This is a genomic window from Micrococcus sp. TA1 (genome assembly GCF_014199555.1).
GTDB lineage: Bacteria > Actinomycetota > Actinomycetes > Actinomycetales > Micrococcaceae > Citricoccus.
The window spans coordinates 623,516-649,833 of record NZ_JACHNW010000001.1 but is presented as its reverse complement, the minus strand read 5'-3'; the positions used below and the strand labels follow the sequence as shown (position 1 = coordinate 649,833).

25 protein-coding genes and 1 tRNA gene are annotated in these 26,318 nt (G+C 71.2%); 4 read left to right on the top strand and 22 right to left on the bottom strand.

Annotated features, from left to right (window positions below; genetic code table 11):
- Nucleotides 1-39: 39 nt before the first annotated feature.
- From GGQ69_RS02680 to GGQ69_RS02640, 9 genes are all read right to left on the bottom strand, one after another.
- Entirely contained in the window at nt 40-984 is a 945-nt protein-coding gene (locus tag GGQ69_RS02680; RefSeq protein WP_183524259.1) for a DUF4081 domain-containing GNAT family N-acetyltransferase, read from the bottom strand.
- Nucleotides 938-2,104 carry a flavodoxin-dependent (E)-4-hydroxy-3-methylbut-2-enyl-diphosphate synthase gene (gene ispG / locus GGQ69_RS02675; protein WP_040385342.1) on the bottom strand — a complete coding sequence of 389 codons (1,167 nt, stop codon included), beginning with the start codon at nt 2,102-2,104 and terminating at the stop codon, nt 938-940. Before ispG ends, GGQ69_RS02680 begins: the two co-directional genes overlap by 47 nt.
- Before the next feature lie 61 nt (nt 2,105-2,165).
- On the bottom strand, nt 2,166-3,182 hold the full coding sequence (locus GGQ69_RS02670; RefSeq protein ID WP_183524256.1) for a hypothetical protein: 1,017 nt from the start codon (nt 3,180-3,182) through the stop codon (nt 2,166-2,168).
- The gene (locus GGQ69_RS02665; RefSeq protein WP_183524253.1) at nt 3,128-3,433 is read right to left on the bottom strand and encodes a YciI family protein; all 306 of its coding nucleotides are present in this window, start codon (nt 3,431-3,433) and stop codon (nt 3,128-3,130) included. The genes GGQ69_RS02670 and GGQ69_RS02665 overlap by 55 nt, the downstream gene beginning before the upstream one ends.
- Before the next feature lie 25 nt (nt 3,434-3,458).
- Nucleotides 3,459-4,820 (bottom strand): RIP metalloprotease, encoded by a 1,362-nt coding sequence (locus tag GGQ69_RS02660; RefSeq protein WP_183524250.1) that lies wholly within the window; start codon nt 4,818-4,820, stop codon nt 3,459-3,461.
- The gene (dxr, locus tag GGQ69_RS02655) at nt 4,817-6,046 is read right to left on the bottom strand and encodes a 1-deoxy-D-xylulose-5-phosphate reductoisomerase (RefSeq protein WP_183524247.1); all 1,230 of its coding nucleotides are present in this window, start codon (nt 6,044-6,046) and stop codon (nt 4,817-4,819) included. Before dxr ends, GGQ69_RS02660 begins: the two co-directional genes overlap by 4 nt.
- A gap of 116 nt (nt 6,047-6,162) precedes the next feature.
- A complete protein-coding gene (locus GGQ69_RS02650) occupies nt 6,163-7,788 on the bottom strand; it encodes a cation acetate symporter (RefSeq protein WP_183524244.1) in 1,626 nt (541 codons plus the stop codon).
- Entirely contained in the window at nt 7,785-8,171 is a 387-nt protein-coding gene (locus GGQ69_RS02645) for a DUF485 domain-containing protein (protein WP_183524243.1), read from the bottom strand. Before GGQ69_RS02645 ends, GGQ69_RS02650 begins: the two co-directional genes overlap by 4 nt.
- Before the next feature lie 97 nt (nt 8,172-8,268).
- Entirely contained in the window at nt 8,269-9,465 is a 1,197-nt protein-coding gene (locus GGQ69_RS02640) for an acyl-CoA dehydrogenase family protein (protein WP_183524240.1), read from the bottom strand.
- A 205-nt stretch (nt 9,466-9,670) separates the two neighbouring features.
- Here GGQ69_RS02640 and GGQ69_RS02635 point away from each other — a divergent pair, with 205 nt between their 5' ends.
- The gene (locus GGQ69_RS02635; protein ID WP_183524236.1) at nt 9,671-10,135 is read left to right on the top strand and encodes a GNAT family N-acetyltransferase; all 465 of its coding nucleotides are present in this window, start codon (nt 9,671-9,673) and stop codon (nt 10,133-10,135) included.
- Nucleotides 10,136-10,418: 283 nt separating this feature from the next.
- Here the strand turns inward: GGQ69_RS02635 and GGQ69_RS02630 are convergent, their stop codons facing one another.
- The 4 genes from GGQ69_RS02630 to GGQ69_RS02615 form a co-directional block, all read right to left on the bottom strand.
- Nucleotides 10,419-11,477 (bottom strand): IS110 family transposase, encoded by a 1,059-nt coding sequence (locus tag GGQ69_RS02630; protein WP_370577087.1) that lies wholly within the window; start codon nt 11,475-11,477, stop codon nt 10,419-10,421.
- A gap of 168 nt (nt 11,478-11,645) precedes the next feature.
- The gene (locus GGQ69_RS02625) at nt 11,646-12,983 is read right to left on the bottom strand and encodes a dihydrolipoamide acetyltransferase family protein (RefSeq protein WP_183528218.1); all 1,338 of its coding nucleotides are present in this window, start codon (nt 12,981-12,983) and stop codon (nt 11,646-11,648) included.
- A 1-nt stretch (nt 12,984) separates the two neighbouring features.
- On the bottom strand, nt 12,985-14,037 hold the full coding sequence (locus tag GGQ69_RS02620; protein WP_010142768.1) for an alpha-ketoacid dehydrogenase subunit beta: 1,053 nt from the start codon (nt 14,035-14,037) through the stop codon (nt 12,985-12,987).
- A complete protein-coding gene (locus GGQ69_RS02615; RefSeq protein WP_183524230.1) occupies nt 14,034-15,209 on the bottom strand; it encodes a thiamine pyrophosphate-dependent dehydrogenase E1 component subunit alpha in 1,176 nt (391 codons plus the stop codon). Before GGQ69_RS02615 ends, GGQ69_RS02620 begins: the two co-directional genes overlap by 4 nt.
- A gap of 183 nt (nt 15,210-15,392) precedes the next feature.
- Between GGQ69_RS02615 and GGQ69_RS02610 the strand changes: the two genes are divergently transcribed.
- A complete protein-coding gene (locus GGQ69_RS02610; protein WP_255459535.1) occupies nt 15,393-15,878 on the top strand; it encodes an Lrp/AsnC family transcriptional regulator in 486 nt (161 codons plus the stop codon).
- 7 nt (nt 15,879-15,885) lie between these two features.
- On the opposite strand, the gene GGQ69_RS02605 is transcribed toward GGQ69_RS02610, so the two are convergent.
- From GGQ69_RS02605 to rpsB, 6 genes are all read right to left on the bottom strand, one after another.
- Nucleotides 15,886-16,494 (bottom strand): DivIVA domain-containing protein, encoded by a 609-nt coding sequence (locus GGQ69_RS02605; protein WP_010142772.1) that lies wholly within the window; start codon nt 16,492-16,494, stop codon nt 15,886-15,888.
- A gap of 100 nt (nt 16,495-16,594) precedes the next feature.
- On the bottom strand, nt 16,595-17,506 hold the full coding sequence (locus GGQ69_RS02600) for a phosphatidate cytidylyltransferase (protein WP_183524225.1): 912 nt from the start codon (nt 17,504-17,506) through the stop codon (nt 16,595-16,597).
- A 15-nt stretch (nt 17,507-17,521) separates the two neighbouring features.
- Nucleotides 17,522-18,079, bottom strand: a complete 558-nt coding sequence (frr, locus tag GGQ69_RS02595; RefSeq protein ID WP_010142774.1) for a ribosome recycling factor — start codon at nt 18,077-18,079, stop codon at nt 17,522-17,524.
- Between the two features lie 114 nt (nt 18,080-18,193).
- Nucleotides 18,194-19,012: a UMP kinase gene (pyrH, locus tag GGQ69_RS02590; RefSeq protein WP_010142775.1), complete on the bottom strand. Its 819-nt coding sequence runs from the start codon at nt 19,010-19,012 to the stop codon at nt 18,194-18,196.
- 174 nt (nt 19,013-19,186) lie between these two features.
- Complete coding sequence (gene tsf / locus GGQ69_RS02585; protein WP_183524222.1) at nt 19,187-20,023, bottom strand: translation elongation factor Ts; 837 nt, start codon at nt 20,021-20,023, stop codon at nt 19,187-19,189.
- 122 nt (nt 20,024-20,145) lie between these two features.
- Nucleotides 20,146-21,093, bottom strand: coding sequence for a 30S ribosomal protein S2 (gene rpsB / locus GGQ69_RS02580; protein WP_183524220.1), 948 nt, complete (start codon nt 21,091-21,093; stop codon nt 20,146-20,148).
- Between the two features lie 430 nt (nt 21,094-21,523).
- Between rpsB and GGQ69_RS02575 the strand changes: the two genes are divergently transcribed.
- Complete coding sequence (locus GGQ69_RS02575) at nt 21,524-22,069, top strand: M23 family metallopeptidase (RefSeq protein WP_183524217.1); 546 nt, start codon at nt 21,524-21,526, stop codon at nt 22,067-22,069.
- Here GGQ69_RS02575 and GGQ69_RS02570 read toward each other — a convergent pair.
- Nucleotides 22,066-23,196: a glycosyltransferase gene (locus GGQ69_RS02570; protein WP_183528216.1), complete on the bottom strand. Its 1,131-nt coding sequence runs from the start codon at nt 23,194-23,196 to the stop codon at nt 22,066-22,068. The genes GGQ69_RS02575 and GGQ69_RS02570 overlap by 4 nt on opposite strands.
- Nucleotides 23,197-23,524: 328 nt before the next feature.
- Between GGQ69_RS02570 and GGQ69_RS02565 the strand changes: the two genes are divergently transcribed.
- Nucleotides 23,525-24,667, top strand: coding sequence for an S-layer homology domain-containing protein (locus tag GGQ69_RS02565; protein ID WP_183524214.1), 1,143 nt, complete (start codon nt 23,525-23,527; stop codon nt 24,665-24,667).
- A gap of 2 nt (nt 24,668-24,669) precedes the next feature.
- Here GGQ69_RS02565 and GGQ69_RS02560 read toward each other — a convergent pair.
- Both GGQ69_RS02560 and GGQ69_RS02555 read right to left on the bottom strand, forming a co-directional pair.
- Nucleotides 24,670-24,743 (bottom strand) — tRNA-Ile (locus tag GGQ69_RS02560).
- An 81-nt stretch (nt 24,744-24,824) separates the two neighbouring features.
- Nucleotides 24,825-26,264, bottom strand: coding sequence for a lipase maturation factor family protein (locus GGQ69_RS02555; RefSeq protein ID WP_183524211.1), 1,440 nt, complete (start codon nt 26,262-26,264; stop codon nt 24,825-24,827).
- Nucleotides 26,265-26,318: the final 54 nt, after the last annotated feature.

Sequence of the window (26,318 nt, the reverse complement as noted above, 5' to 3'; positions counted from 1 at the left end):
GACTAGGAAAGCATAGGTCACCCGCGTGCCGTGGACCGGCTAGAGCAGCACGGTGGCGAACGTGCCGACCTGTTCGAACCCTACGGTCCGGTAGGTCCGCAGGGCCGCCGTGTTGAAGCTGTTGACGTAGAGGCTCACGTGCTCCGTGATGGTGTGGGCGTAGGCCGCGACCGCCGCCATCGAGGGTGCCGCCAGCCCGCGGCCGCGCAGCGAGGGGTCCACCCACACCCCCTGGATCTGGGAGCACCGGGCCGAGACCACCCCGAGGTCGGCCTTGAACCGGACCCGGCCGGCGTCGTCCAGGTCCACGAGGCAGTGACCGTTGCGGATGAGGTCCTCCACGCGCAGCCGGTACTGCACGGCACCGTTGGCCAGCGGCGAGAACCCGAGTTCCTCCTCGAACATCGCCACGCAGGCCGGCAGCACGGTGTGGAACTCCTTCGGCCGGGCCGGCCGCACCCGGGGCGAGGGCTCGACGGCGGGCGCGCCGGGCAGGACCATCAGCGGTTGCTCGTCGCGCACCTGGCGGGCGCGCTGGGGCCCCCGGCCCAGTTCCTGCCAGATCGAGAGCACGGCGTCGCGAGGGCCGTAGACGGAGGCGTAGCGGCGCCGCAGTGCCAGCAGTGCGCGGCCGAACAGGGCGCCGGCCTCGGGGGAGGCGCCGACCGGGACGATGTTGGCACCCACCCAGCAGGCGGCCTCCAGCCCGGGGCCGCGTCTCGGGGCCCGGCCGGGGGCCGGGGGCGCTGCGGCGGCGTCGATGCCCAGGAACAGGGACCCGCCGGAGCGGGTGCTGCCGGCGTGCCGGCCGTTCTCGAGGACGGACTCGACGAAGCAGTTGGCCACCGGGTCCGCGGCGGCCAGCGCGGCCAGGGCCGCGGTGTCCGCGGGCGTCAGGACGCGGACGACTCCGCCGGTGGCCCGGCGGACGGCGTCGTCAGCTGACGGTGACCACGGGCGAGCCCTGGACAGGATCCCGGCCATCAGTCCCTTCCCCGCTGCCGTCCTCGATGCCGGACTCGGCCGCGATGCGACGCGCCTCCGCCAGCAGGGTCTCGACGATCTGGTCCTCGGGGACGGTCTTGATGACCTCGCCCTTGATGAAGATCTGGCCCTTGCCGTTGCCGGAGGCCACCCCCAGGTCGGCCTCGCGGGCCTCGCCCGGGCCGTTGACGACGCAGCCCATGACGGCCACGCGCAGGGGCACGGTCAGGTCCTTGAGCCCCTCGGTGACCTCCTCGGCCAGCGAGTAGACGTCCACCTGGGCGCGTCCGCAGGACGGGCAGGAGACGATGTCCAGCTTGCGCTCGCGCAGGTTCAGGGACTGCAGGATCTGCAGGCCGACCTTGATCTCCTCGACCGGCGGCGCGGACAGCGAGACGCGGATGGTGTCCCCGATCCCCTGGCCCAGCAGGTAACCGAAGGCGGTGGCCGACTTGATGGTCCCCTGGAAGGCCGGTCCGGCCTCGGTCACGCCCAGGTGCAGCGGCCAGTCGCCGCGCGCGGCCAGCAGTTCGTAGGCGCGGGCCATGACCACCGGGTCGTTGTGCTTGACCGAGATCTTGAAGTCCCGGAAGCCGTGCTCCTCGAACAGGGAGGCCTCCCAGACCGCGGACTCCACGAGGGCCTCCGGGGTGGCCCTGCCGTACTTCTCCAGCAGGCGCTTGTCCAGGGAGCCGGCGTTGACGCCGATCCGGATGGAGGTGCCGGCCTCGGAGGCGGCCTGGGCGATCTCCTTGACCTGGTCGTCGAAGCGCTTGATGTTGCCCGGGTTCACCCGGACGGCGCCGCAGCCGGCCTCGATCGCCGCGAAGACGTACTTGGGCTGGAAGTGGATGTCCGCGATGACCGGGATGGTGGACTGCTGGGCGATCACCTTCAGGGCGGCGGCGTCCTTGTCCGTGGGGCACGCCACGCGCACGATGTCACAGCCGGCGGCGGTGAGCTCGGCGATCTGCTGCAGGGTCGCCCCGATGTCATGGGTCTTCGTGGTGGTCATCGACTGCACGGAGACCGGGTGGTCCGAGCCGACGCCGACCCTGCCCACGGAGATCTGCCTCGTCTTGCGGCGCGGGGCCAGGACGGGCGGCGGGGCGGCGGGCATGCCGAGGCTGACGGGCACGGAGGGACTCCTGGTTCACTGACGGTTAGGATTCGAGCCCAGTCTACTGGTAGGAGACGAACCACGGCTGGGGAGTGACCATGGTCATGGTCTGCTCCGGCGTGAACGTCGGGTGGTCCTCGTCGACGAAGTTCTTCCAGCCCAGGCGCATCCCGGCCGGCAGGTTCTGCTTCAGGGCCCGCCAGGTCTCCTGCTTCTGGTCCGGGGTCCCGTGGCCGTCCGCGTGGACCATCAGCACCAGTCCGTCGCGGGACTCCACGTCCCGGCGGTCCGGGATCATCCGCACCTGGAACTGGTGCAGGATCACCAGCTTCTCCGGCAGCCGGTGCGCGGTCACGAGTCCGGCCAGCCAGGCGGTGACCTCGTTGACCTCGGCGGCGGAGACCTGGCCGACCTGCCGCATGTGCCGCTGCCCCGGCCGCAACCGCCACTCGGGGTCCAGGGCGAGACCCACGTGGGGCCGTGCCAGCAGGTCCTCGAACATCCGGGCCTGGCTGAGGAAGTCCGCGGTCCCCGGCTGCAGGTCCAGCACCACGTAGGTGTCCGCCTCGCCGGCCGCCTCGACCCAGGCGCGCAACCGGTCGGGGTCCACCGGGGTGCTGTAGTGCCCGGTGGGGCCGGGGGCGGCGGTGGCCACGGTGGAGATGATCTCGAACGCCGGGATGACCGGCTCCCGGCTGTGCTCCTGGTACTCGGCGGCCAGCTCCGCGGCCCGGGCGATCGCCTCGTCCACGTCCTGCTCGCCGAGCATCCCGAGCGCACCGGTTCCGGGAGTCCCGTAGAGCGCGACCATCCGCCGGCCCGGGAACAACCGGGTGCCGCCCCCGGGCAGCTCCGGGGCCGTCGTCGGGGCGGGGGCCGGGGACGCTGTCCGGGTGGGGGCCGGGGACGACGCCGGCGCCCCGGTCCCGCCCGGAGTGCCGTCGGAGGAGGTGCAGGCGGTGAGGAACGCGGCGGTACCGGTGCCGGTGAGCCCGGCCAGCAGTGCCCGGCGGCTCGGGCGGATCAGGAGTGCCCGCCCCGGATCACCGCGGCCTGCTCCCCCACGGCGCAGCTCCACTCGTGGACGTCGGTGGAGTGGATCAGGCCCTGCTTCTTGAACGGGTCGCCGTCGAGCAGGTCCCGGACGGCCTCATCGGAGTCCGCGCGGACCAGCAGCAGGGCGGCCGAGGGGTCGTCGACGAAGGCCCCGGCGGCCACCATGGCCGGCCCCAGGGAGGTCAGGAACTCGCGGTGCGCGGCACGGTGGGCATCACGCTCCTCCCCGAGCCCGGCGACGTAGGTGTACTGGACGGCGAAGATCTTCTCCATGCCCCCACCCTAGGTCAGGGGCGGGTCAGAACAAGCGGACGGGTTCCACGATGTCCGCCACGATGAGCAGCAGCCCCATGCCCAGCAGGGCGATGCCCACCACGTAGGTCAGCGGCAGGAGCCGGGCGATGTCGAACGGGCCGGGGTCCTGGCGCCGGGTGATCCTGGCCCAGCCGCGGCGGATCGCCTCCCACAGCGCCCCGGCCACGTGTCCGCCGTCCAGGGGCAGCAGCGGGATGAGGTTGAACACCATCAGGGCCACGTTGACGCCGGCCACCAGGGACAGCAGCATCGAGGCCTTGTCCGCCAGGGGCACCTCCGGCAGGGCGGCCGCCTCACCGGCGATCCGGCCGACGCCGACCACGGACATCGGCCCGTTGGGGTCCCGCTCCTCGGGGCCGAACACCGCCTCCGCGGTCTCCCAGAGCTTCACGGGCAGCACCACCACTACCTCGGCGGTGGCCTGCAGCTGCCGGCCCATCACCGGGAACGCCTCCGTCACCGGGGCGGGGACGTTCTCGACCTGAGACCCCATGCCCACGAAGCCGACCTGTTCGGTGCGGGGGCTGCCGTCGGGGTCCTCCTGGACCCTGCCCAGCTCATCCGTGACGGGCCGTTCGGTGAGCCGCGGGGTGATGGTGCCGACCTGCTCCACGCCGTCCCGTTCCCAGGTCACGGCGGTGGGCCGGCCGGCCCGGTCCCGGATGGCGCCGGAGAGCTCGTCCCATGTCCGCACGGGCGTGCCGTCGAACGCGGTGATGGTGTCCCCGGGCTGCAGGCCGGCCGCGTAGGCCGGGGCCTCCGGGTCCCCGGGCTGGCAGTCCTCCTGGCCGGCGGCGGCCCGCTCCTGCTGGACGGCGGCGGGCACCACGCACCGGAAGACCTCCGAGACGGTGGTGGAGGGGGTGGCGACCCCGGTGGTGGTGACGAGGACGGCCGTGAGCACGAAGGCGATGACGAGGTTCATGAAGGGGCCGCCGAGCATGATGACGATCCGCTTCCAGACCGGCAGGGCGATGAACATCCTCTTCTCGTCCCCGGGGCGCAGCTCCTCGGCGGACATCTGCCGGGCGTCCGTGGCCATCTGCTGGAACATGCCGGTGCTGGCATTGCGCGGACGTTCCCCCGCCTCCGGGTGCACGGGCGGGTACATGCCGATCATGGACACGTAACCGCCCAGCGGGATGGCCTTCACGCCGTACTCGGTCTCCCCCCTGCGGCGGGAGAACAGCGTGGGACCGAACCCGATCATGTACTGGGTGACCCGCACGCCGAAGAGCTTGGCGGGGACGAGGTGCCCGACCTCGTGCAACGCGATGGACACGGCGATCCCGAGTGCCACGGCGAGCACCCCGATGATGAACCAGAGCACCTCCACGCCCGTCACCGCCCGTCCCAGCGTGACCGCGCCGCGGTGCGGGCCCACCGCTCGGCGGCCGCCAGGGACTCGACCGTCAGCCCCTGGCCCTCGAGCACGGCGTCCGGGTCGTACTCCCCCACCACGGCGCGCACGGTGTCCTCGATGTCCAGGAAGCCGATGGCCCCGTCGTGGAAGGCCTCCACGGCCTCCTCGTTGGCGGCGTTGAAGACGGCCATGTGGGTGGGCGAGGCCGCGGCGGCCTGCTTGGCCAGGGCCACGGCGCCGAACGCCTCCTCGTCCAGGGGTTCGAAGGTCCACGTGGCCGCCTGCGTCCAGTCGCAGCCCGGTGCCGCGCCGGGCACCCGATGCGGCCAGCCGATCCCCAGCGCGATGGGCAGGCGCATGTCCGGCGGTGAGGCCTGCGCGATGGTGGAGCCGTCCGTGAACTCGACCATGGAGTGGACCACGGACTGGGGGTGGACCACCACGTCGATCCGGTCCAGGGGGACGTCGAAGAGCAGGTGGGCCTCGATCACCTCGAGGGCCTTGTTGACCATGGTGGCCGAGTTGGTGGTGACCACCCTGCCCATGTCCCAGGTGGGGTGCGCGAGGGCCTCGGCCGGGGTGACGGTGGCCAGCTGGGACCGGTTGCGGCCACGGAAGGGCCCGCCGGAGGCGGTGAGGACCAGCCGGCGGACCTCGTGGGCGGACCCGGAGCGCAGGGCCTGGGCCAGCGCGGAGTGCTCGGAGTCCACCGGGACCAGCTGTCCGGGGGCCGCGGCGGCCCGGACGAGGGCCCCGCCGACGATCAGGGACTCCTTGTTGGCCAGGGCCAGCAGGTGTCCGGCCTGCAGGGCGGCGAGGGTGGGCCCCAGACCGATGGAGCCGGTGATGCCGTTGAGCACGACGTCGGCGTCCTCCCACGCGGCCACCTCGGCCGCCGCGGTGGGCCCGGTGAACAGGGCCTGCGACGGCACCGGGACGCCCGCCTCGGCGGCGGCGGCGGCGATCGCCCGGGCCAGTTCGTCCGTGGTGGCGGTGGCGCTGCCCACGGCCTGGGCCCCGGTGGCGACCGCCTGCCGGGCCAGCAGCGTGGTGTTGGCACCGCCGGCGAGCCCGGCCACGGTGAAGCGCTCGGGGGCCTGGGCGATGACGTCCAGCCCCTGGGTGCCGATCGACCCGGTGGACCCGATCAGGGTGACCCGTCGGCGTTCGGGGGTGGCGGTGGCGGGGACGGTCTGGGCGGAGGTCACCGGTCCATTATGGCCGGGTCCGCTGGGAGGTGCCTGCACCGGCCGCGGCGGCAGGACAGCGCGACGGCCCCGGACCGAGGTGGTCCGAGGCCGTCGCCGTCGGGGCGGTCAGCCGGTCAGTGGTCGACCGCCTTCTCGGCACCGACACCGGTGAGGGAACGGACCTCCATCTCCGCCTGCTTGGCGGGGTCCTCGGCACGCTTCTCCGTGACCGAGCCCAGCCAGCCGAGGAAGAACGCGAGCGGGATCGAGATGATGCCCGGGTTCTTCAGCGGGAAGAAGGCGAAGTCGGCACCCGGGATCATCGAGGTCTCGGTGCCCGACATGACCGGGGAGAAGACGATCAGGAGGATCGCCGCGGCCAGTCCGCCGTACATCGACCACTGCGCGCCCCGGGTGGTGAAGCCCTTCCAGAACAGCGAGTAGAGGATGGTGGGCAGGTTGGCCGAGGCGGCCACCGCGAATGCGAGCGCCACGAGGAAGGCGACGTTCTGGCCCTGCGCACCGATACCGCCCACGATGGCCAGGATGCCGATGACCACGACGGTGCGGCGGGCGATCTTGACCTCCTTCTCCGGGCTCGGCTTGTGCTTGGCCAGCACGGAGGCGTAGACGTCGTGAGCGAAGGAGGCGGCCGCCGTGATCGTCAGTCCGGCCACGACCGCCAGGATGGTCGCGAACGCGACGGCGGAGATCAGGCCCAGCAGCAGCGGTCCGCCCAGCTCGAAGGCCAGGTAGGGGGCCGCGGAGTTGACTCCGCCCGGGGCGCTGAGGATCCGCTCAGGGCCGATCAGCGCGCCGGCCCCATAACCCAGCACCAGGGTGAACAGGTAGAAGGCGCCGATGAGCACGATCGCCCACACCACGGACTTGCGGGCCTCCTTGGCCGTGGGCACCGTGTAGAAGCGCATCAGCACGTGCGGCAGGCCGGCGGTGCCCAGGACGAGGGCCAGACCGAGGGACAGGAAGTCGAGCTTGGCGACCTCGCTGACGCCGTACTGCAGGCCCGGGGCGAGGATGGCCTCGCCATGGGGGCTGAGCGCGACGGCCTGACCGAGCAGGGCCGAGAAATTGAAACCGAACAGGGCCAGCACCCAGACGGTCATGATGAAGGCGCCGGCGATCAGCAGGCAGGCCTTGATGATCTGCACCCAGGTGGTGCCCTTCATGCCGCCGACCAGCACGTAGAGGATCATCAGCGCCCCGACGATGGCGATGACGAGGGACTGCCCGAGCCGGTCGTCGATGCCCAGCAGCAGGGACACCAGGGCGCCCGCACCGGCCATCTGCGCCAGCAGGTAGAACACGCAGACCATCAGGGTGCTCAGCGCAGCGGCGATGCGCACGGGCTTCTGCTGCAGTCGGAAGGACAGCACGTCCGCCATCGTGAACTTGCCGGTGTTGCGCAGCAGCTCGGCCACCAGGAGCAGGGCGACGAGCCAGGCGACGAGGAAGCCGATCGAGTACAGGAAGCCGTCGTAACCGTTGATCGCGATCGCGCCCACGATGCCGAGGAACGAGGCCGCCGACAGGTAGTCGCCGGCGATGGCGGTGCCGTTCTGGGTGCCCGTGAAGGAGCGGCCGCCGGCGTAGTAGTCGGCTGCGGTCTTGGTGTTCTTCGAGGCCCTGAGCACGATGACCAGGGTGATGGCGACGAAGATGCCGAAGATCAGGATGTTGAGCCAGGGCTCGCCGACGTTGGTCCCCTCGGCGGCGGTGGTGAGGACGGGGGCGATGTTCACTTGTTTCCTCCCTCAGCGAGGCTCTGGTTGGCGATGGAGGGATCGAGAGCCTCGAGTTCCTCGCGGATGGCGGTGGCCTTCGGGTCCAGCCTGCGGTTCGCGAAGGACACGTACAGGCCGGTGATCACGAAGGTGGAGACGAACTGCAGCAGCCCGATGACGATGCCGAGGTTGATGTTGCCGAGCACCTTGATCGCCATGAACTCGGGGAAGTACGCCGCGAGGATGACGTAGAGGAAGTACCAGACCAGGAACACCACGGTCCACGGGAAGACGAAGCTCCGGTGGGTGCGGCGCAGCTCCTGGAATTGCGGTGTGGACTGTACGGCCCGGAAGTCGACGTGACCGTTGTCAGCCAGGTCGGGGTGTGGTGTTGAAGACACGAAGCCCCCTTGTCAGGACGGCATCACGAGGATGCCTGTGAGAGTTATGACGTGGTTATCCTAGACAGAAAGTGAAGTCCATCACAGGGTTGGTCGATCAGAGCCCCAGCGAACGGGCGATCAGCATCAGCTGCACCTCGGTGGTGCCCTCGCCGATCTCCAGGATCTTGGAGTCGCGGTAGTGGCGGGTCACCAGCGACTCATTCATGAACCCGTAGCCGCCGAACACCTGGGTGGCGTCCCGGGCGTTGTCCATGGCGGCCTCGCCGGCGACCAGCTTGGCGATGGCGGCCTCGGTCTTGAACGGCTTGCCGGCCAGCATCTTGGCCGCCGCCTCGTAGTACGCCAGCCGGGCGGTGTGGGCGCGCGCCTGCATCCGGGCGATCTTGAAGGAGACGGCCTGGTTCCTGCCGATCGGCTGCCCGAAGGCCAGGCGGGTGTTCGCGTAGGCCACGCACTCGTCCACGCAGCCCTGGGCGGCCCCCGTGGCCAGGGCGGCGATCGCGATGCGCCCCTCGTCGAGGATGGACAGGAAGTTGGCGTAACCGCGCCCCCGCTCCCCCAGGAGGTTGGCCTCGGGCACCCGCACGTCGTCGAAGAACAGGGGATGGGTGTCCGAGGAGTTCCAGCCGGCCTTGTCATAGGCCTGGCCGACCGTGAAGCCGGGCGTCCCGGAGGGCACGAGGATGGTCGAGATCTCCTTGCCCGGCTTCCCGTCCCGGCCCGCGGTGGTCCCGGTGACCGCCGTGACGGTGACCAGGCTGGTGATGTCGGTCCCGGAGTTCGTGATGAACTCCTTGGCGCCGTTGACGGTCCAGGTGCCGTCGGCCAGGCTGGCCGTGGTCTGCGTCCCGCCGGCGTCCGAGCCGCCGTTCGGCTCGGTCAGGCCGAATCCGGCCAGGCGCCGGGCCGTGACCAGTTCCGGCAGCCACTGCTGCCGCTGGTCCTCGGTGCCGAACCGGTAGACCGGCATGGCCCCCAGGGACACCCCGGCCTCCAGGGTGATCGCGACCGACTGGTTGACCCGGCCCAGCTCCTCCAGGGCCAGGGCCAGGGCGAAGTAGTCCCCGCCCATGCCGCCGTACTCCTCCGGGAACGGCAACCCGAACAGGCCCAGCTCGCCCATCTGGCGCACGATGTCGTACGGGAACTCGTGCCGGGCGTCGAGCTCGGCGGACACCGGGGCGACGACCTCGTTGGCGAACTCCCGGACCATGGCCACGAGGTCGCGGTAGTCCTCGTCGAGTTCCGGCCCGGCGACGGCGCCTCGGGTGGACTGGGGGGCAGTGGTCATGACGGTGGCCTTCCTGGCGACTGGGTTTCGGTGAATGGTTAGTAACCGAATCTGATGGAGATCGTAGTCACCGGTACCGCGGGCTGTCGAGACCCGGGGCCCGTTCGATCGCCACCACGCACGGATCCGGCCCCGATTGCGCGTACAGTGGGTCCGAGCCCGCGCCGGATCCGGCGGCTACCCGTGACGAGGAGGTCACTGTCCCGTGCAACTTCGTGAAGTCCGATCCGAGGACCTGGACCGCTTCTTCGAGCACCAGCAGGATCCCGAGGCCAACCAGATGGCCGCCTTCGCCCCGCGCAACCCGCAGGACCGGGGCGTCTTCGACTACCACTGGTCGGGACTGCTCAACGACGCGGACACCCAGGTCTGGACCATCGAGCAGGACGGCGCGGTGGCCGGCGCCCTGATCGTGTCCGGCATCCGCTCCGTTCCCGAGCTCTCCTTCTGGACCGCCCGCGAGTACTGGGGTCAGGGCATCACCACCTCGGCCGTGGACGCGTTCCTCGCCTCCTTCACGGACCGTCCCATCCGCGCCCACGTCCCCGCGGACAACGTCGGGCCCCAGAAGATCCTCGCCCGCCGTGGCTTCGCGGTGGTGGGCGAGGACAAGACGTTCTCCAACGCCCGCTCCGAGGTGGTGACCGAGCTGATCATGCAGCTCGACTGATATGTAGTGGACGTCTGTCAAGTGGCAGGGTGAGGCGCCCGTCCCCGATCGTGGGGCGGGCGCCTCTTGCTTCGCCTTCCGAGTCCGGTGAGCGTGTCAATGATCGACGCGCGGTCAGACTGATATGCGCGGGTTGGATACCGCAGGACGGGGTGTTCGGCAGGAGCGGGATCGCGTGTCTAGAGTCGAGCGTCGCCGGGCCTGGCCCGGTTGCTCATAGTCGAATCGCGGGTCGCTCCAGGCGCTGCCACCGGCACCACGAGAGACGAAGCAGTCTGTGGGTTCAGTCGCCCATCACGGCCAGCGACCAGCACCAACCGGCCAGTTCCCGGGCCACGGCGACGTTGGCCACCGTGCCCCGTTTGTCGCGGGCAAGGAACCGCACCCACCTCTCGTGCAGGCGCCGGTTGCCGGCATCGCCGCGGGCCCGGGCCGGCCCCGGGGCCAGGTCCCACCGATCCCGCATGGTCTTGCCGATGGTGTACCGGGCCCGGTGGTGCCAGGCGGCCTCGACCAAAAGCCGGCGCACATGGGTGTTGCCAGCTTTGGTGATCGGCCCCTGAGACCGGGTCTGGCCGGAGGAATGCTCGGAGGGAACCAGCCCGACGAAGGATCCAATGCTGTTTCCGGTGAACCGGTGCCAGTCCCCGATCTCCACGGCCAGGGCGAATCCGGTCAGGGTGGAGACCCCACGCAGGCAACCGAGCCGTCGCACCACCGGGGTGAACTCAGATTCCGCGGCCATCGCCGCGATGTCCTTGTCCAACCGGTTGCGGCGGATCAGAGTAACCATGACCGTTTCATAGTCGGCATCGAAGGCTAACCGAGTCGCACGCTGGAGCAGCTGCGGCTGGGCCTGGTGCACCAGCCAGGTGTGGTGGGCGCCGGTCCACGCCTGGCCGCCGGAATAGACCAGGCCCTGGCGCAGCAAGAGCTTCGAGAGCCGGTGTCGGGCCCGCATCAGATCTCCTCGGCAGTCCTCCCTGGCTCGGACTAAGTCGCGGGCGGCCTCCTGGTCGACGGAAGGCACCGCCACGGGCGTGATCTCATCCAATCTCAGCAACCGGGCCAGGTGCACCGCGTCCTTGGCATCGGTTTTCACCCGGTCGCCGGCCGGGCGTTGCAGCTTCGACGGGGCCACCACCTCACACCGGATCCCCGCTTCTCTCAGCGTCCGGCAGAGACCAAAGCCGGTCGGCCCGGCCTCGTAGGCCACGGCCACCGGACCGGGCAGATCCTGCAGCCAGGAGAGGATGTGCTCGTGCGATGGGGTCAGTCTGGATTGGACGAGCTCTCCCGTGACGCCATCGATCGCCGCTGCCGCGACGGATCGTGCGTGCACATCGAGCCCGACACTCGTACGCTCGGTAAACACCGGGGCCTCCCACAACTGTCGGCAAGGCCGGGCACGGGGCGTCGTGTCCGGTAACCCACGAACCTCTGTGAGTGAGGCCCCGGCCCGCAACCCCTCCACGCCGGAGCGGTCACTACATACCGTCTAGAAGCCCGACTAGAACAGCGCGAGGGCCATGCCCGGTTGTTGCAGGACCGCACCCACGTCCGCCAGGAACCGTGAGCCCTGTTCACCGTCCACCAGCCGGTGGTCGAAGGACAGGGACAGCGTGAGGACCTGCCGCAGCGCGATCTCGCCGCGGTGCTCCCACGGCATCCTGCGCACCTGGCCCAGCGCCAGGATCCCCGCCTCGCCCGGATTGATGATCGGCGTCCCCGCGTCCACCCCGAACACCCCGACGTTCGTCAGCGTGAACGTCCCGCCGGTCAGCTGATCCGGGGTGAGTGCCCCCTCGCGCGCCGCCCCGGTCAGTGCGGCCACCTCGCGGGCCAGCCCGGCCAGGTCCAGCGCCTGGGCGTCCTTGACGTTGGGGACCATCAGTCCGCGCGGCGTGGCCGCCGCGATGCCCAGGTTGACGTAGTTCTGCCGGATGATCCGCCCGTTCTCCCCGTCCCACCGGGCATTGAGTCCCGGGGTGCGTTCGAGGGCCAGGCAGGCTGCCCGGGCCACCAGGGTCAGCGGGGTCAGCTTCAGTTCACGGAAGTCCCGGTGGCCCTTGAGCGACTCCAGCAGCTCGAGGGACTCGGTGGCGTCCACCGTGAGGAACTCCGTCACGTGGGGCGCGGTGAAGGCGCTCGCCGTCATGGCCGCGGCCGTGGCCTTGCGCACGGAGCGGATGGCCTCCTCCTCCGTGCGGGGCCGTCCGCCCAGGGTCCGCACGGCGGCGGGCACGGGCTCCACCGTGCGGCCGGGCTCCACCGTGCGGCCGGACTCCACCGTGCGGCCGGGCTCCGCGGCCCGGGTCACGTCGTCACGCGTCACGGCCCCACCGGGCCCGGTGCCCGGGACGGCCGCCAGCTCCAGCCCCAGGTCCTTGGCCAGCTTGCGCACCGGCGGGGTGGCGCGGGGCCGTTCGCCGGTGCCGGCGGAGGGACGCGCCGGGGCCCCCGACCCCGCTGGGACCGCCTGGGCGGCCCGGGCCCGGCGAGCCGGGCGCCCGGCCCCCTCGGCGGCGGCGCCGTAGCCGACCAGCGTGGGCACGCGACCGTCGGAGCGGGCGGGGGCGGCGCCGTCGGGCCCGTCCTGCCCGGGCTCCCCCGGCAGGTCGAAGGACACGATGGGTGCCCCCACGGCCACCACCGCACCGGGTTCACCGTGCAGGGCGGTGATGGTGCCCTCGAAGGGACTCGAGAGCTCGACGACGGCCTTGGCCGTCTCCACCTCGGCGAGCACCTGGTTGACGGTGACGGAATCGCCGACCGAGACCTTCCAGTCCAGCAGTTCGGACTCGGTGAGCCCCTCGCCCAGGTCGGGCAGGTTGAAGACCTTCAGCATCTCAGCCACGCTCCGTTCCGTCGGCGGCCAGCGGCGTGGGTGGCGCGAACGGGTCGATCGAGTCCAGGGAATTGGCCCGGCCCAGGGCCCGGTCCACGCCATCCAGGATCCGGTCCAGGTCCGGGACGTGGTGGTGCTCCAGCTTGGCCGGAGGGTAGGGGATGTCGAAACCCGTGACGCGTACCGGCGCGTGCTCCAGCCAGTGGAAGCAGCGTTCGGTCACGGTGGCGGCGATCTCCGCGCCCAGGCCCCCGGTCCGGCTGGCCTCGTGGGTGATCACCAGTCGTCCGGTCCGGCGCACCGAGGCCTCGATCAGCCCGTAGTCCACGGGCGAGAGCGAACGCAGGTCGATGACGTCGATCGAGATGCCCTCGGCCGCGGCGGCCTCGGCGGCCTGCAGGCAGGTCTTCACCAGGGGACCGTAGGCAACGAGCGTGACGTCCGTGCCCTCGGCGGCGACCGCGGCCGGCCCCATGGGCCGGAGCGGGGCCGAGAGGTCCACCGGCCCGCGGTCGTGGTAGCGGCGCTTGGGCTCGAGGTAGACCACGGGGTCGTTGCTGGCGATGGCCGCCCGGATCAGGTCGTAACCCTCCTGCGGCGTGGACGGGGAGACCACGCGCAGCCCGGCGGTGTGCACGAAGTACGCCTCCGGGGACTCGGAATGGTGCTCCGGAGACCCGATGCCGCCGCCGAAGGGGATCCGGATGGTCACCGGCATCGGCACGGCGCCGCGGGTGCGGTAGTACGTCTTGGCGACCTGGGAGACGATCTGGTCGAACGAGGGGTAGACGAAACCGTCGAACTGGATCTCCACCACGGGCCGGTAGCCCCGGTAGGCCAGTCCCACGGCGGTGCCCATGATCCCGGACTCGGCCAGCGGGGTGTCCACCACCCGGTCCGGCCCGAACTCCTGCATCAGCCCGTCGGTGATGCGGAAGACGCCGCCGAGGGTGCCGATGTCCTCCCCCATCAGCACGACCTTCTCGTCCTCGGCCAGGGCGGCCCGCAGGCCCGCCGTGATGGCCTTGCCGAAGGTGATCTCCTGCGCGCTCATCGGGTCCCCGCCTCCAGCTGCTCGCCGTCGAACTGGGCCAGGTAGAGCCGATAGTGCTCGCGCTGGCGGGCCAGCTCGTGGTGGGGCTCGGCGTAGACGTGCTCGAAGAGCGCCTCGGGACCCGGGTCGACCAGCCCGGCCAGGCCGGTCCGCAGGGCGGCGGCCATCTCGTCCGCGGCCGCCGCCGACGCCGCGCGGACCACCTCGATCGTCAGGGGCCCGCCCTGGGCGTCCCGGTCGGAGTCCGTCAGGGTGGCGGCCAGGTGGGCCTCCACCCGGTCGATGGGGTCCTTGGCCCGCCAGGCCTCGACCTCGTCCTTCGAGCGGTAGCGGGTCGGGTCGTCGGCGGTGGTGTGCGGTCCCATGCGGTAGGTGACCGCCTCGATGAAGGTGGGGCCGCCGCCGTTGCGGGCCCGCTCCAGGGCACGGCGGGTGGCGGCCAGCACGGCCAGCACGTCATTACCGTCCACGCGCATGGCCGGGATGCCGAACCCCCAGGGGCGGTCGGCGATGTGCCGCCTCGCCTGGAGGGTGACGGGCTCCGAGATGGCCCAGTGGTTGTTCTGGCAGAAGAAGACGACCGGGACGTGGTAGCTCGCGGCGAAGACCATGGCCTCGTTGACGTCGCCCTGGCTGGTGGCGCCGTCCCCGAAGTAGCTGATCGCGGCCGCCTCGGAGTGGTCCCGGCGCAGGCCCATGGCGTAACCGACGGCGTGCAGGGACTGGGCGCCGATGATGATCTGCTGGGCGGCCAGGTTGGTCTCGGCCGGATTCCAGCCGGCGTAGGTGGAACCACGCCACAGCCGGACCAGTCCGAGCGGGTCGACGCCCCGCAGGTAGGCCACCCCGTTCTCCCGGTAGGAGGGGAACACGTAGTCCTCACGGTGCAGCGCCGCAGCGGAACCGACCTGGGAGGCCTCCTGCCCCAGGAGCGGCGGCCACAGGGCCAGCTCGCCCTGGCGCTGCAGGTGGGTGCACTCGGTGTCCAGGCGGCGGATCACCGTCATGTCCCGGTGCAGCCCCGCCAGCATGGTCGCGGTCACGTCCTCCAGCCAGGGGTCCAGGTCATGGTCCGGACGGCGGTGGCCCTCCGGCGTCAGGACCTGGTGCAGGTCCGGTTCGGGCACGTGCGGCATGCCGGTGGGCGGGGTGTTCAGACTGACCGTTCCCATGGGGGTCCTCCTCGATCGGGCCCGTCACTGGGTCGGTGATGGCCCTCGCCGTGGATGCGGCCTGGATGTCGGCCGCCGTGAGTTGTGATGCTAATCACATTGCGAGGGGTGCACAAGATATGATCAGCGCAGTGGGCAACCTGCCCGCGTTTCGCCCCCGACACCCGTGAGAACGTGAGCATGATGCGCACTCTGGACACCACCGACCTGCGGATCCTGGCCGCACTGTCCGACATGCCGGACGCCACCACCGTGGCCCTGGCCCAGTACCTGGGGCTGTCCCGCAACACGGTGCAGGCGCGGCTGGCCCGACTCACCGCCGAGGACGTGTTCCTCCCGTTCGAACGGCGGATCAGCCTGACGGCCCTGGGGCACCCGCTGACCGCGTTCGTGCAGGTCCACGTGCACCAGCAGCAACTGGCGGAGATCACGGCGGCGCTGACCCGGATCCCGGAGATCGTCCAGGCGCACGGCCTGACCGGGTCCGCGGACGTCCTGGCCCGGGTGGCCGCGCGCAACGCGGAGGACCTGTTCCGGATCCACACCCGCATCCTCGCCATCGAGGGCGTGGAGCGTGCGGACACCTCCCTGGCGATGGCCGAGCTGGTCCCGTGGCGGACCGTGCCGCTGGTCGAGTCCCTGCTCGACGGCGGCGCGGGGGACGGTTAGCCCCGCACTAGTCCAGCACGGTCAGGACGTCGATCGAGGCGTCCAGGAAGGCGTCGACCTGGGCCTCGTCGTATCCCTCGGCACCCGTGGCGGCGGCGAAGACGGCCCGGCGCACCTCGTTCGCGTCCAGGGGATCCTGACCCTCGAACCGCGCGAGCAGGCGACGGCACAGCGCATCGACGCCACCGACGTCGTAGCTGGCGGCGTCCGCGCGGGACGCACGCCGGAAGCGTTCCCCGTCCGGTCGCTGCAACCGTCCGCGGAGGATCTCCACCGACCCCTGCACCCGTGCGGACCAGGCGTCCTCGCCCTCGGAGCGGATCCGCTCCTGACGCTCGGCCTGGGCCAGTGCGTCCTCGAGGCGGTCCAGCACGTCGTCGACCTGGTCGGCGGCGTAGCCACCCTTGACGGCGTCGAAGGCGATCCGGCGGATGTCCGCGGACCGCAGGCCCCCGGCGCCCTCATAGGCCACGCGCGCCCGGGCCATGAACCGGTCGACCTGGCGCCGGTGGTAGCCGAACGTGTCCGGCGGGACGACGTCGAAGGGCTGCCGGTCGGCCGAGGCCATCACCCGCCTCGCGAGCCCCTGCGTGTCCTGCCGCGTGCCGTGGTCCATCGGGGAGGCGCTCCTTCTGCCGGAAAAGTCGTGGTGCCGAGACCATCGTAGCCAGCGGGGACGGGAGGGGGTGAGACCGGGCAGGGCGGGACGGCCGGGGTCAGACGAAGGGCAGCGCGAAGACCATGTAGGCGACCGGGGCGGAGAACACGAGGGAGTCCAGCCGGTCCATGGCCCCGCCGTGCCCGGGCAGCATCGAGCCCATGTCCTTGATGTTCAGCTCGCGCTTGACCATGGACTCGGCGAAGTCCCCCGCGGTGGCGGAGGCGACCGTCAGCAGGCCCAGCAGACTGCCGATCCACCAGGGGTGGTCCAGCAGGAAGTGGACCGCGAGGGTCCCGACCACCACGGACCCGCCCACCGAACCGGCGAAGCCCTCCCAGGACTTCTTGGGGCTGACCTTCGGGGCCATCGGGTGCCGGCCGAACGAGGCCCCCACGATGTACCCGAACGTGTCATTGGCCACCACCATGAGCAGCATGCAGGCCACCATGAGGTTCCCCTGCTCCTGGCGCAGCAGGGCGACGGCGAAGGAGAGCAGGAACGGCACCCACATCACGATGAACACGGACACCAGGACGCTCTCACCGCGTGCCGGCAGGTCCTCCGCGACGGCCCAGACCAGGATGAGCAGGACCGTGCCGAGCAGGGCCAGCACGAGCGCCTCGGCGCCTCCGGCGAAGGCCCCCAGGGGCATCGCCACGGCACCGGTCCACAGCGGGATCCGGGGCACGTCCAGGCCGCGCCGGGAGATCGCACTGGCGGTCTCGGTGACGCCCAGCAGCAGCAGGGCGACCACGAGGATCGCCAGCACGACCGGCAGCCAGATCAGGCCGACGAGAGCGCCACCCAGCAGGAGCGCACCGACGGTGATGGCAGCGGGGAGGTTGCGGCCGGCCTTGGCCTTCCGGGCCCGGGCCGCCTCCAGTTCCCGCCGCTGCCGCCGGGTCTGCGGTGGTCCCGGGTCCGGGACCGGCCGCGGCCCGGCGGGAGCGGAGGGTTCGGACGTCATCGGGTGCGGTGCCGCTCAGACCTCGAGGAGCTCGGCTTCCTTGCGCTTGGCCATGTCCTCGATGGTCTCGGTGTACTTGCGGGTCAGGGCGTCGAGCTCCTTCTCCGCGCGGCTCCCCTCGTCCTCACCGATCTCGCCGTCCTTGACCATCCGGTCGAGGGCCTCCTTGGCCTTGCGGCGGGAGTTGCGCAGCGAGACCTTGTGCTCTTCCGCCTTGGACTTGACCAGCTTGACGTACTCCTTGCGGCGCTCCTCGGTCAGTTCCGGCATGACGACCCGGATGACCTTGCCGTCGTTGGACGGGTTGGCGCCGATCTCCGAGTCGGACAGGGCCTTCTCGATGTTCCGCAGGGCGCTGACGTCGAAGGGGGAGATCAGCAGGGTCCGGGCGTCGGTGGTGGTGAACGAGGCCAGCTGCTGCAGCGGCGTGAAGGAGCCGTAGTACTCGACCATCACCTTGGAGTACAGGCCGGGGTTGGCCCGTCCGGTGCGGACCGAGGCGAAGTCCTCGCCCGTGGCCTCGATGGTCTTCTCCATCTGCTCCTCGGCGGCCTGAAGGGTTTCCTGCGTCACGTTGTCTCCTCGGTTCGGATGGTGTGGCCTCAATCCTAGGACACCGGTGGCACCGGATGGCCCGGACGAGGGGGGGGGGGGGGGGGACGGTGGGGATGGACGGGGCCGGTGGCCTCAGACGGTGACGGTGGTGCCGATCCGCTCGCCCAGCAGGGCGCGGGTGACGTTGCCGTCCCCCTCCATGCCGAACACCATCATGGACAGCTTGTTGTCCTTGCACATGGTCATGGCGGTCTGGTCCATCACGCGGATGTCGTTCAGCAGCGCCTCGTCGTAGGTCAGGTGCTCGTACTTCTGCGCCCCCGGGTCCTTCTTGGGGTCGGCCGTGTAGACGCCGTCCACGCCGGACTTGGCCATCAGCACCTCGTCCGCGCCGACCTCCAGGGCCCGCTGGGCGGCGACGGTGTCGGTGGAGAAGTAGGGCAGGCCGGTGCCGGCGCCGAAGATCACCACGCGGCCCTTCTGCATGTGCCGGATGGCCCGCAGCGGGATGTAGGGTTCGGCGACCTGCTCCATGTGGATGGCGGACTGGACGCGGGTATCCACGCCGGCCTGCTCGAGGAAGTCCTGGAGGGCCAGGCAGTTCATCACGGTGCCCAGCATGCCCATGTAGTCCGCGCGGCGCCGGTCCATGCCGTTCTCCGAGAGCTCGGCCCCGCGGAAGAAGTTCCCTCCCCCGACGACGATGGCGACCTCGACCTGGCCGCGTGCGCCGGCGATCTGGTCGGCGATGCCGCGCACGGTGTCCGGGTCGACGCCGACCTTGCCGCCGCCGAAGACCTCGCCGGAGAGCTTGAGCAGGACGCGGCGCTTGCCGGTCCGGCCCGGGTCCCCGTGGGTGTCGCCGGCCTGGGCCTGCTGCAGGTCCCGGGACTCGTTGAACGACGTCGCGTCACGGATGTCCGGGGTGGTGCGCTGGTCGGTGCTCTGCATGTGCGGGCCTCCTGGGCTCATCGGGGCTGGCGGCTTGCGCCGACGGAATGGTGCCGGATAGGGCAGGACAAAGGGGGTGGCCACCAGTGACTGGTGACCACCCCCTTCCAGGTCGTTCCGCGACGCGGTCGGTCCGATCCTACCGCGCGCGGTCCGTGGCCGTGTGCCGGTCGGTCAGTTGCCGACGCGGAACCGGGCGAAACCGGTGACGGCGGTGCCGGCCTCGGAGAGGACCTTGCCGACGGTCTGCTTCGGGTCCTTGGCGAACGGCTGGTCCACCAGCACGATCTCCTTGAAGAAACCGGTCAGGCGGCCCTCGACGATCTTGGTCAGGGCCTGCTCCGGCTTGCCCTCGGCGCGGGCGGTCTCATCGGCGATGCGACGCTCGTTCTCGACGGTCTCGGCCGGCACGTCCTCGCGGGACAGGTAGGTCGGGGCGTAGGCGGCGGTGTGCACGGCGACGTCGTGGGCGGCGGTCTTGGCCGCGTCCGAGTCGGAGTCGACGGCCATCAGGACGCCCACCTGGGCGGGGAGGTCCTTGGACGTCTTGTGCAGGTAGGCGTCCACGAAGGCGCCCTCCACGCGGGCGATGCGGCGCACGACGACCTTCTCGCCGAGGATGGCACCCTCGTCGGTGACGTGGTCCCCCACGGTCCGGCCGTTGTACGGAGCGGCCAGCAGGGCGTCCAGGTCGGTCGCGCCGGAGGAGACGGCGGCCTCGAGGACGACGTTGCCCAGCTCGATGAACTTCTCGTTCTTGGCCACGAAGTCGGTCTCGCAGTTGATCTCGATCATGACGCCGGCGCCGGCGGTGACGGTCGCGGCGACCAGGCCCTCGGCGGTCGCGCGGCCCTCGCGCTTGGTGGCCCCCTTGAGGCCCTTCACGCGGATGATCTCCATGGCCTTGTCGGCGTCGCCGTTGGCCTCGTCCAGTGCCTTCTTGACGTCCATCATCCCGGCGCCGGTGCGCTCGCGCAGGGCCTTGATGTCAGCTGCGGTGTAGTTCGCCATGCGGTACCCATCCTTACCTGTTGCGGGGTTATCCCGAGTGGTGTTGTGGTGGTCTGTCGGTGTCTGCCCGGGGGGCCCGGGCAGACACCGGCCGGCCCCGTACGGGACCGGCCGGTGGTGGATCAGTTGGCCTCGGTGGCCTCGGGTGCCTCGGCGGCGGGCGCCTCGGTGGCCTCGGGTGCCTCTGCGGCCTCGGCAGCAGGTGCCTCCGCGGTCTCGACGTCCTGCTCCGCGGCCTGCTCGGTGGCCGGCGCGGACTGGTCGGTGGCCGGCGCGGACTGGTCGGCGGCCTCGGCCTGCTGGGCGTTGTGCTGCTCGAGCAGTTCGCGCTCCCACTCGGCCATGGGCTCCTCGGCGCCCTGGGAGCCGGACTTGCCCTGGTTGCGGGCGATGAGGCCCTCGGCCACGGCGTCGGCGATCACGCGGGTCAGCAGGTTGACGGAGCGGATGGCGTCGTCGTTGCCCGGGATCGGGTAGGTGACCTCGTCCGGGTCGCAGTTGGTGTCCAGGATGGCCACGACCGGGATGCCCAGCTTCTGGGCCTCGTCCACGGCCAGGTGCTCCTTCTTGGTGTCCACGATCCAGACGGCGGACGGGGTCCGGGTCATGTTGCGGATACCGCCCAGGTTGGACTCGAGCTTGGTCAGCTCGCGCTGCAGCAGGAGCAGTTCCTTCTTGGTGTGGCCCGAACCGGCGACGTCCTCGAAGTCGATCTCCTCGAGCTCCTTCATGCGCTGCACGCGCTTGGAGACCGTGGAGAAGTTGGTCAGCATGCCGCCGAGCCAGCGGTGGTTCACGTAGGGCATGCCCACGCGGGTGGCCTGCTCGGCGATGGCCTCCTGGCCCTGCTTCTTGGTGCCGACGAAGAGGATGGAGCCACCGTGGGCCACCGTCTCCTTGACGAACTCGAAGGCCCGGTCGATGTAGGACAGGGACTGCTGCAGGTCGATGATGTAGATGCCGTTGCGCTCGGTGAAGATGAAGCGCTTCATCTTGGGGTTCCAGCGGCGGGTCTGGTGTCCGAAGTGGACACCGGAATCGAGCAGCTGGCGCATGGTCACGACAGGCATGTCGCTCCTTAGAGGGGTTGTCGGTTGTCGACCGGCCGTGGTGGTCCGGTCCCTGGCATGGGCTGCGGGCGAACCCGGCGCCCCCGACGCTGACCCGGCAGCGCACGCACGTGCTCGCCGGGACCGATGGTGGGGACCTGCCGTGCCATGGGCGGAGCGGACTCCGCGTGGCCGGCATCAGTCATGCGCGTAGTCAGTCGCGGGTCCTGATCGGGATCCCTCCCGGGCAGGCACACAACTGCTGGGTCAATCTTACCCCAGCCCGTTCCGTGGTCCGAACCGGGACTCCACAGCACACCGGCGGGGCGATGCCCTCCCCACCCGCGCCACCGGCCGGTGGCGGACCCGACGGCGGCGCGGGAGCGTGGTGGCCATGTCACCGCACCTGCCCCGCCCCAGACGCGCCGTCCGCAGCATCACCCCCTGCCCGATGGCGGTGCCCGCCGCCGCGGTGGCGGCCCTGGCGCTGCTCGCCCCGTCCGCGGCGGAGGCCGGTCCCGGTGGCCCCGGCGACTGGTCGGCGCCCTCCCCCGCCAGGGGGGCCTCGGCGGTGCTCCGCCCCTTCGATCCGCCCGCGGCCCCGTGGTCGTCGGGGCACCGCGGCGTGGACTGGGCGAGTCCGGACGGCGGCGTCCTGGCCCCGGGTGCGGGCACCATCCGGTTCGCGGGACCGGTAGCCGGCCGCTCCGTGGTCACCGTGGCCCATCCGGACGGGATGCTCTCCAGCCTCGAACCGGTCGACCTGGCGCCGGGGCTGGCGGTCGGCGATCGCATCGGCGCCGGCGAGCCGGTGGGCTCCGTCCAGGGTGGCGTGGGACATTGCCCGGTCGAGTGCGTGCACTGGGGCGTCCGTATTCCCGACGGCTGGACCGTGCAGGGCGCCACGTGGGACCGCTACGTGGACCCGCTGGTCCTGCTGGGCCTGTCCGGCCCCTCCGTGCTGTGGCCGGTCACGGGCGGACCACCGGTGTCCTAGGTCCCTCGGGAGCGGCGGCGGGCGATCGCCGTGGCCAGGTCCACCAGCGCACGGGCGGAGGTCTCCCAGGAGAACGTGCCGGCCTGGTCGACCGCCGCGCGGGAGGCCGCCGCGAACACCGCCGGGTCCTCGAGTTCCCTGATCCGGCCCGCCAGGAGGGACGGGGAGTCATCGGCGCCCGAGCCCGCCGCCTCCCCGGCGGGCCCGAGGGGCACGAACCGCGCGGCGCCGCCGTCGGGCCCGCCGATCTCCCGGAAGATCTCGAGGTCGGAGACCACCACGGGAGTGCCCTGGGCCATCGCCTCGGCCACGGGGAGACCGTAGCCCTCGGAGCGGGACAGGGTGACCAGGGCCGTGGCCGAGCGCAGCAGGCGCACGTACTCCTCGTCCGTGGTCCCCCGGTGGAAGACCAGGGCCTCGGCGGGTACCCGCGCATCCGCCGCGACCTGGCGCAGTTCCGCCTCTCGGGCCGCCGAGATCCTGGACAGCAGGTGCAGACGGTACCCGGGCAGGCCGGCGAGGCCGCGGATGAGCGTCTCGACGTTCTTGTAGTCCATGAACGAGCCCATGTAGACCAGGGACCGCTCGGGCCTCGCCTCCGGATCGCGGGGGGCGGGCACGGCCTGCGGGGCGTTGCCGATGATCCGGATCTCACGGCTGGTGAGCCGGTGCCGCCGCATCAGCCGGCGGCTCGTGTGGGAGACCGTGGCGACGGCATCGGCCCGGTCGAGCACCAGCCGCTGGGGCCAGTACGCCAGGTGGAAGGCGCGCCACAGCAATCGGACCGGGGCCGGCAGGTCGGCCGGCGGAGTGCGGTGCCGGTAGTAGATGAGGTCGTGCAGGGTGAGGATCAGCCCGTACTCCCGGCCGGCCGAGCCCATCGTCTGCATCGGGGAGAACACCACGTCGGGCCGGTGCCGGTTCAGCTGACGCGCGATGAACGGCTCGGCCGGGGACGTCGGGTCCGCGGCCCGCACCCAGGGGACGCCCCCGGGGAGCAGGGCGAGCTGGGCCTCGTCCGAGATGACCATGGTGACCTCGGCGAGCGGGGCGCAGGCCTCGATCAGGCTCGCGCCGTAGCGGGAGATGCCGTCATGGAAGTCGGTGCGGGTGTACCGCGCGTCCATGAACAGGCGCAGCGGACGGTTCCGGCCGGCCTCGTCCGCCGGAACACCCGAGGGCACGTCCACGGGATCGGGAACATCGGCGGTCGCGGGGTCTGGCACGGGCTCCACGCTACCGCCAGAAAGGATGCCCGGCGCCTCATCACGGTCCCATAACTCGCAGGTGACGAACAGATAACACTCAGTTACAGTAGGTCACGGTCAGGCAGACATTCGCCGGATCACTTGGAGTTATCCATCGCCCCGCACCGGGCACCACGCGCGCTTCCCTGGACTCATCGTCCTCGCGGTGGACAAGAAAACATCGCTCGCATCCAGCTAGGGGACACCTGTGCCTACATCCCACAGCCGGTCCGGTCAGCACCGGTCCGCACGCACCCGCCTGACCGCGGCCGTCGCCGCCGTGGCGACCGCGGCCGTCGTCGCCACCGCGTCCCTGGCCGGATCCGTGGCCACGGCCGACCCGGCCTCGGCCGGCCAGTCCTGCGGGCGCGCCGACTTCGCGGACGCCCCGCGCGGGTCCGGGTTCTACCAGGCCATCTCGTGGATGGCCTGCGAGAAGATCTCGGTGGGCTACGCGGACAACACCTTCCGCAAGAACAAGGCCGTCACCCGCGGGGAGGTCGCGGCCTTCCTGTACCGACAGGTCACGCCGTCGCACCCCAAGTCCACCGCGCGCTACTTCACCGACGTGAACCCCGGCGGGGCCAACTACCAGGCCATCACCTGGTTCGCCCAGGATGGGATCTCCGTCGGCTACCAGGACCGTACCTTCCGGCCGAACCAGCCGGTGACGCGCGGTGAACTGGCCGCCTTCCTGCACCGGCTGGCCGACGAGCCGGCCGCCGGCGGGGCATCGTTCCGTGACATGCGCCCGGGCGCGGCGTTCTCCGTCGCCTCTGCCTGGCTCCGGACGCGGGGCATCACCTCGGGCTACGGCGACGGCACCTTCCGGCCCGGCAATGACATCACCCGCGCCGAGACCGCGTCGTTCCTGTACGAGGCAGCCGGCGCCCTCAAGGGCCGCGGCAACGTGGTGACGCCCGCCCTGCGGCCCCTGGACGAGACCCGGGCCTCGTCCACGGTGGCGACCTGGAAGGCCAAGGCCGTGAACTGGGCCACGACCAAGGCGAAGAGCACCAAGACCTACTACCAGTACGGCGGCAACGGGCCGTACGCGTTCGACTGCTCCGGGTTCACCACCGGTGCCTTCTCGGCCGGGGGGGCGTCCCTGCCACGGAGCTCGAAGTCGCAGTACACCGCCGCGGACTCGAAGGTCCCGCTCTCCCGCGCCAAGCCCGGAGACCTCGTGTACTGGTCCAACAACGGCTCGAGTTCCGGCGTCTACCACGTGGCGATCGTCGTGGAGGGCGGCAAGATCGCCCACGCCCGCAACCCCACCTCGGGCGTGACGCTCACGGACCTGGACTACAGCCCGGCCAACATGCTCCCGCAGGCCGGCCGCTTCGACTGAGGTAGGGCGTGCGGGACTTGAACCCGCGACCCAGGGATTATGAGTCCCCTGCTCTGACCAACTGAGCTAACGCCCCGCGGACCGGGGATGCCGGTCGCACAGGGACCCATCCTAGCGGCGCTCCGGCCCCGGGGCGCTCCGGCTCACCGGTCACTGCTCACCCACGGGCGGCGACGGGCCCGATCACGGTCCGGCCCCCCTCGCGCACCCAGTAGGAGCCGTCTGCGCGGCGTTCGGCGCGCGTGGCGAAGCGATACCGGAACGTCCGCACGCGGATGAGGGAGGGCCGGCGGCCGGCGAAGGGGTCGTGCCGCAGCAGCCGCAGCGTGGCGGCGTCGGCGGCCAGCAGCCGCGCCAGCAGGGTGAGGAACCAGCGCTGGTGGATCCCGGACAGCGGCAGGAACCACATCATCCAGTCCAGGCGCAGGTGGTACGGGGCGAACTGCCGCGGACGGCGCCTCAGGTCCCCGGGCTTGCCCTTGAACTCGTAGGCCAGCCAACGGTCCTCGGGGGGCGGTGCGTCCTCGGTGCCCTCCTCCGTTCCCTCGATGACCACCTCGACCCTGGTCCTCGTCACCGTGCCGAACGCCCCGTAGGCATTGCCGATCTGCCAGCGGTTGAAGGACGCGTTCATTAGCTGCCGGGACGAGAACAGGTTCCGCAGCGCCGGGACGGAGGCCACGGCGATCCCCACACACGCTGCCAGCACGATCACGGTCCAGTACGGCGGCGGGTCCGCCACCGTGCCCAGGTCCTCCGGCAGCGCGGGGATCACGGCATGGATCGCCCGGTCACCCAGGGCACCGCAGGCCAGGATGATCGTCGCCCAGTTCAGCCACGCATAGTTCCCCGTGGCCACGAGCCACAACTGGGTGAAGACGATCACGGCGGCGCCGATGGAGGCGACCGGTTGCGGCAGGAACATCAGGAACGGCATCGCCAGCTGGGTCCCGTGGTTGCCGATGACCTCGCAGCGGTGCCACCAGCGTGGCTTCAGGTGGGCCTGGCGGCTGAGCGGGTTGGGCATCGGCTGGGTCTGGTGGTGGTAGTCCATCGCGGTGAGGTCCCGCCACTCGGCCCCGCCGCGCAGCTTGATCATCCCGGCACCGAATTCCAGCCGGAACACCAGCCAGGCGACCAGCAGGATCACCGGCAGCAGCGGAGCCGTCCGGTCGGAGCCGAGCAACCCGGCCATCACCCCGGCCTCGAGCAGGAGCATCTCCCAGCCGAAGCCGTAGAACACCTGCCCGATGTTCACGATCGACATGTACAGCCCGTACAGCACGAGGAACCCTGCCAGCGGCACCCAGGGCGGTCCGGACTGCGGGATCCCGGCCACGAGCCCGGCGGCCAGCACCATGCCCACCACGGCGACCCCCACCAGGCGGCGGTCCGTGTAGCCCCAGCGGCGGAAGACCGTGGGGCCACGCTGCCGGCCGGCGGCCAGGACCGCCGTGGCGGGCAGCAGGCCGTGCTCGCCCAGCAGGGCCCGGAACTGGTTGAGGGTGGACCAGAACGCGATGAGGTACAGGACCGCCACCCCGCGCTGGACGATCTGGCGGGCCCATTCCGAGTCGGTCGCGAGCCACCACTCCACGGTGTGATCCTAGGCTCCGGCGGCGGCTGCCGGCACCTGCTGGTGAGCGCCCCT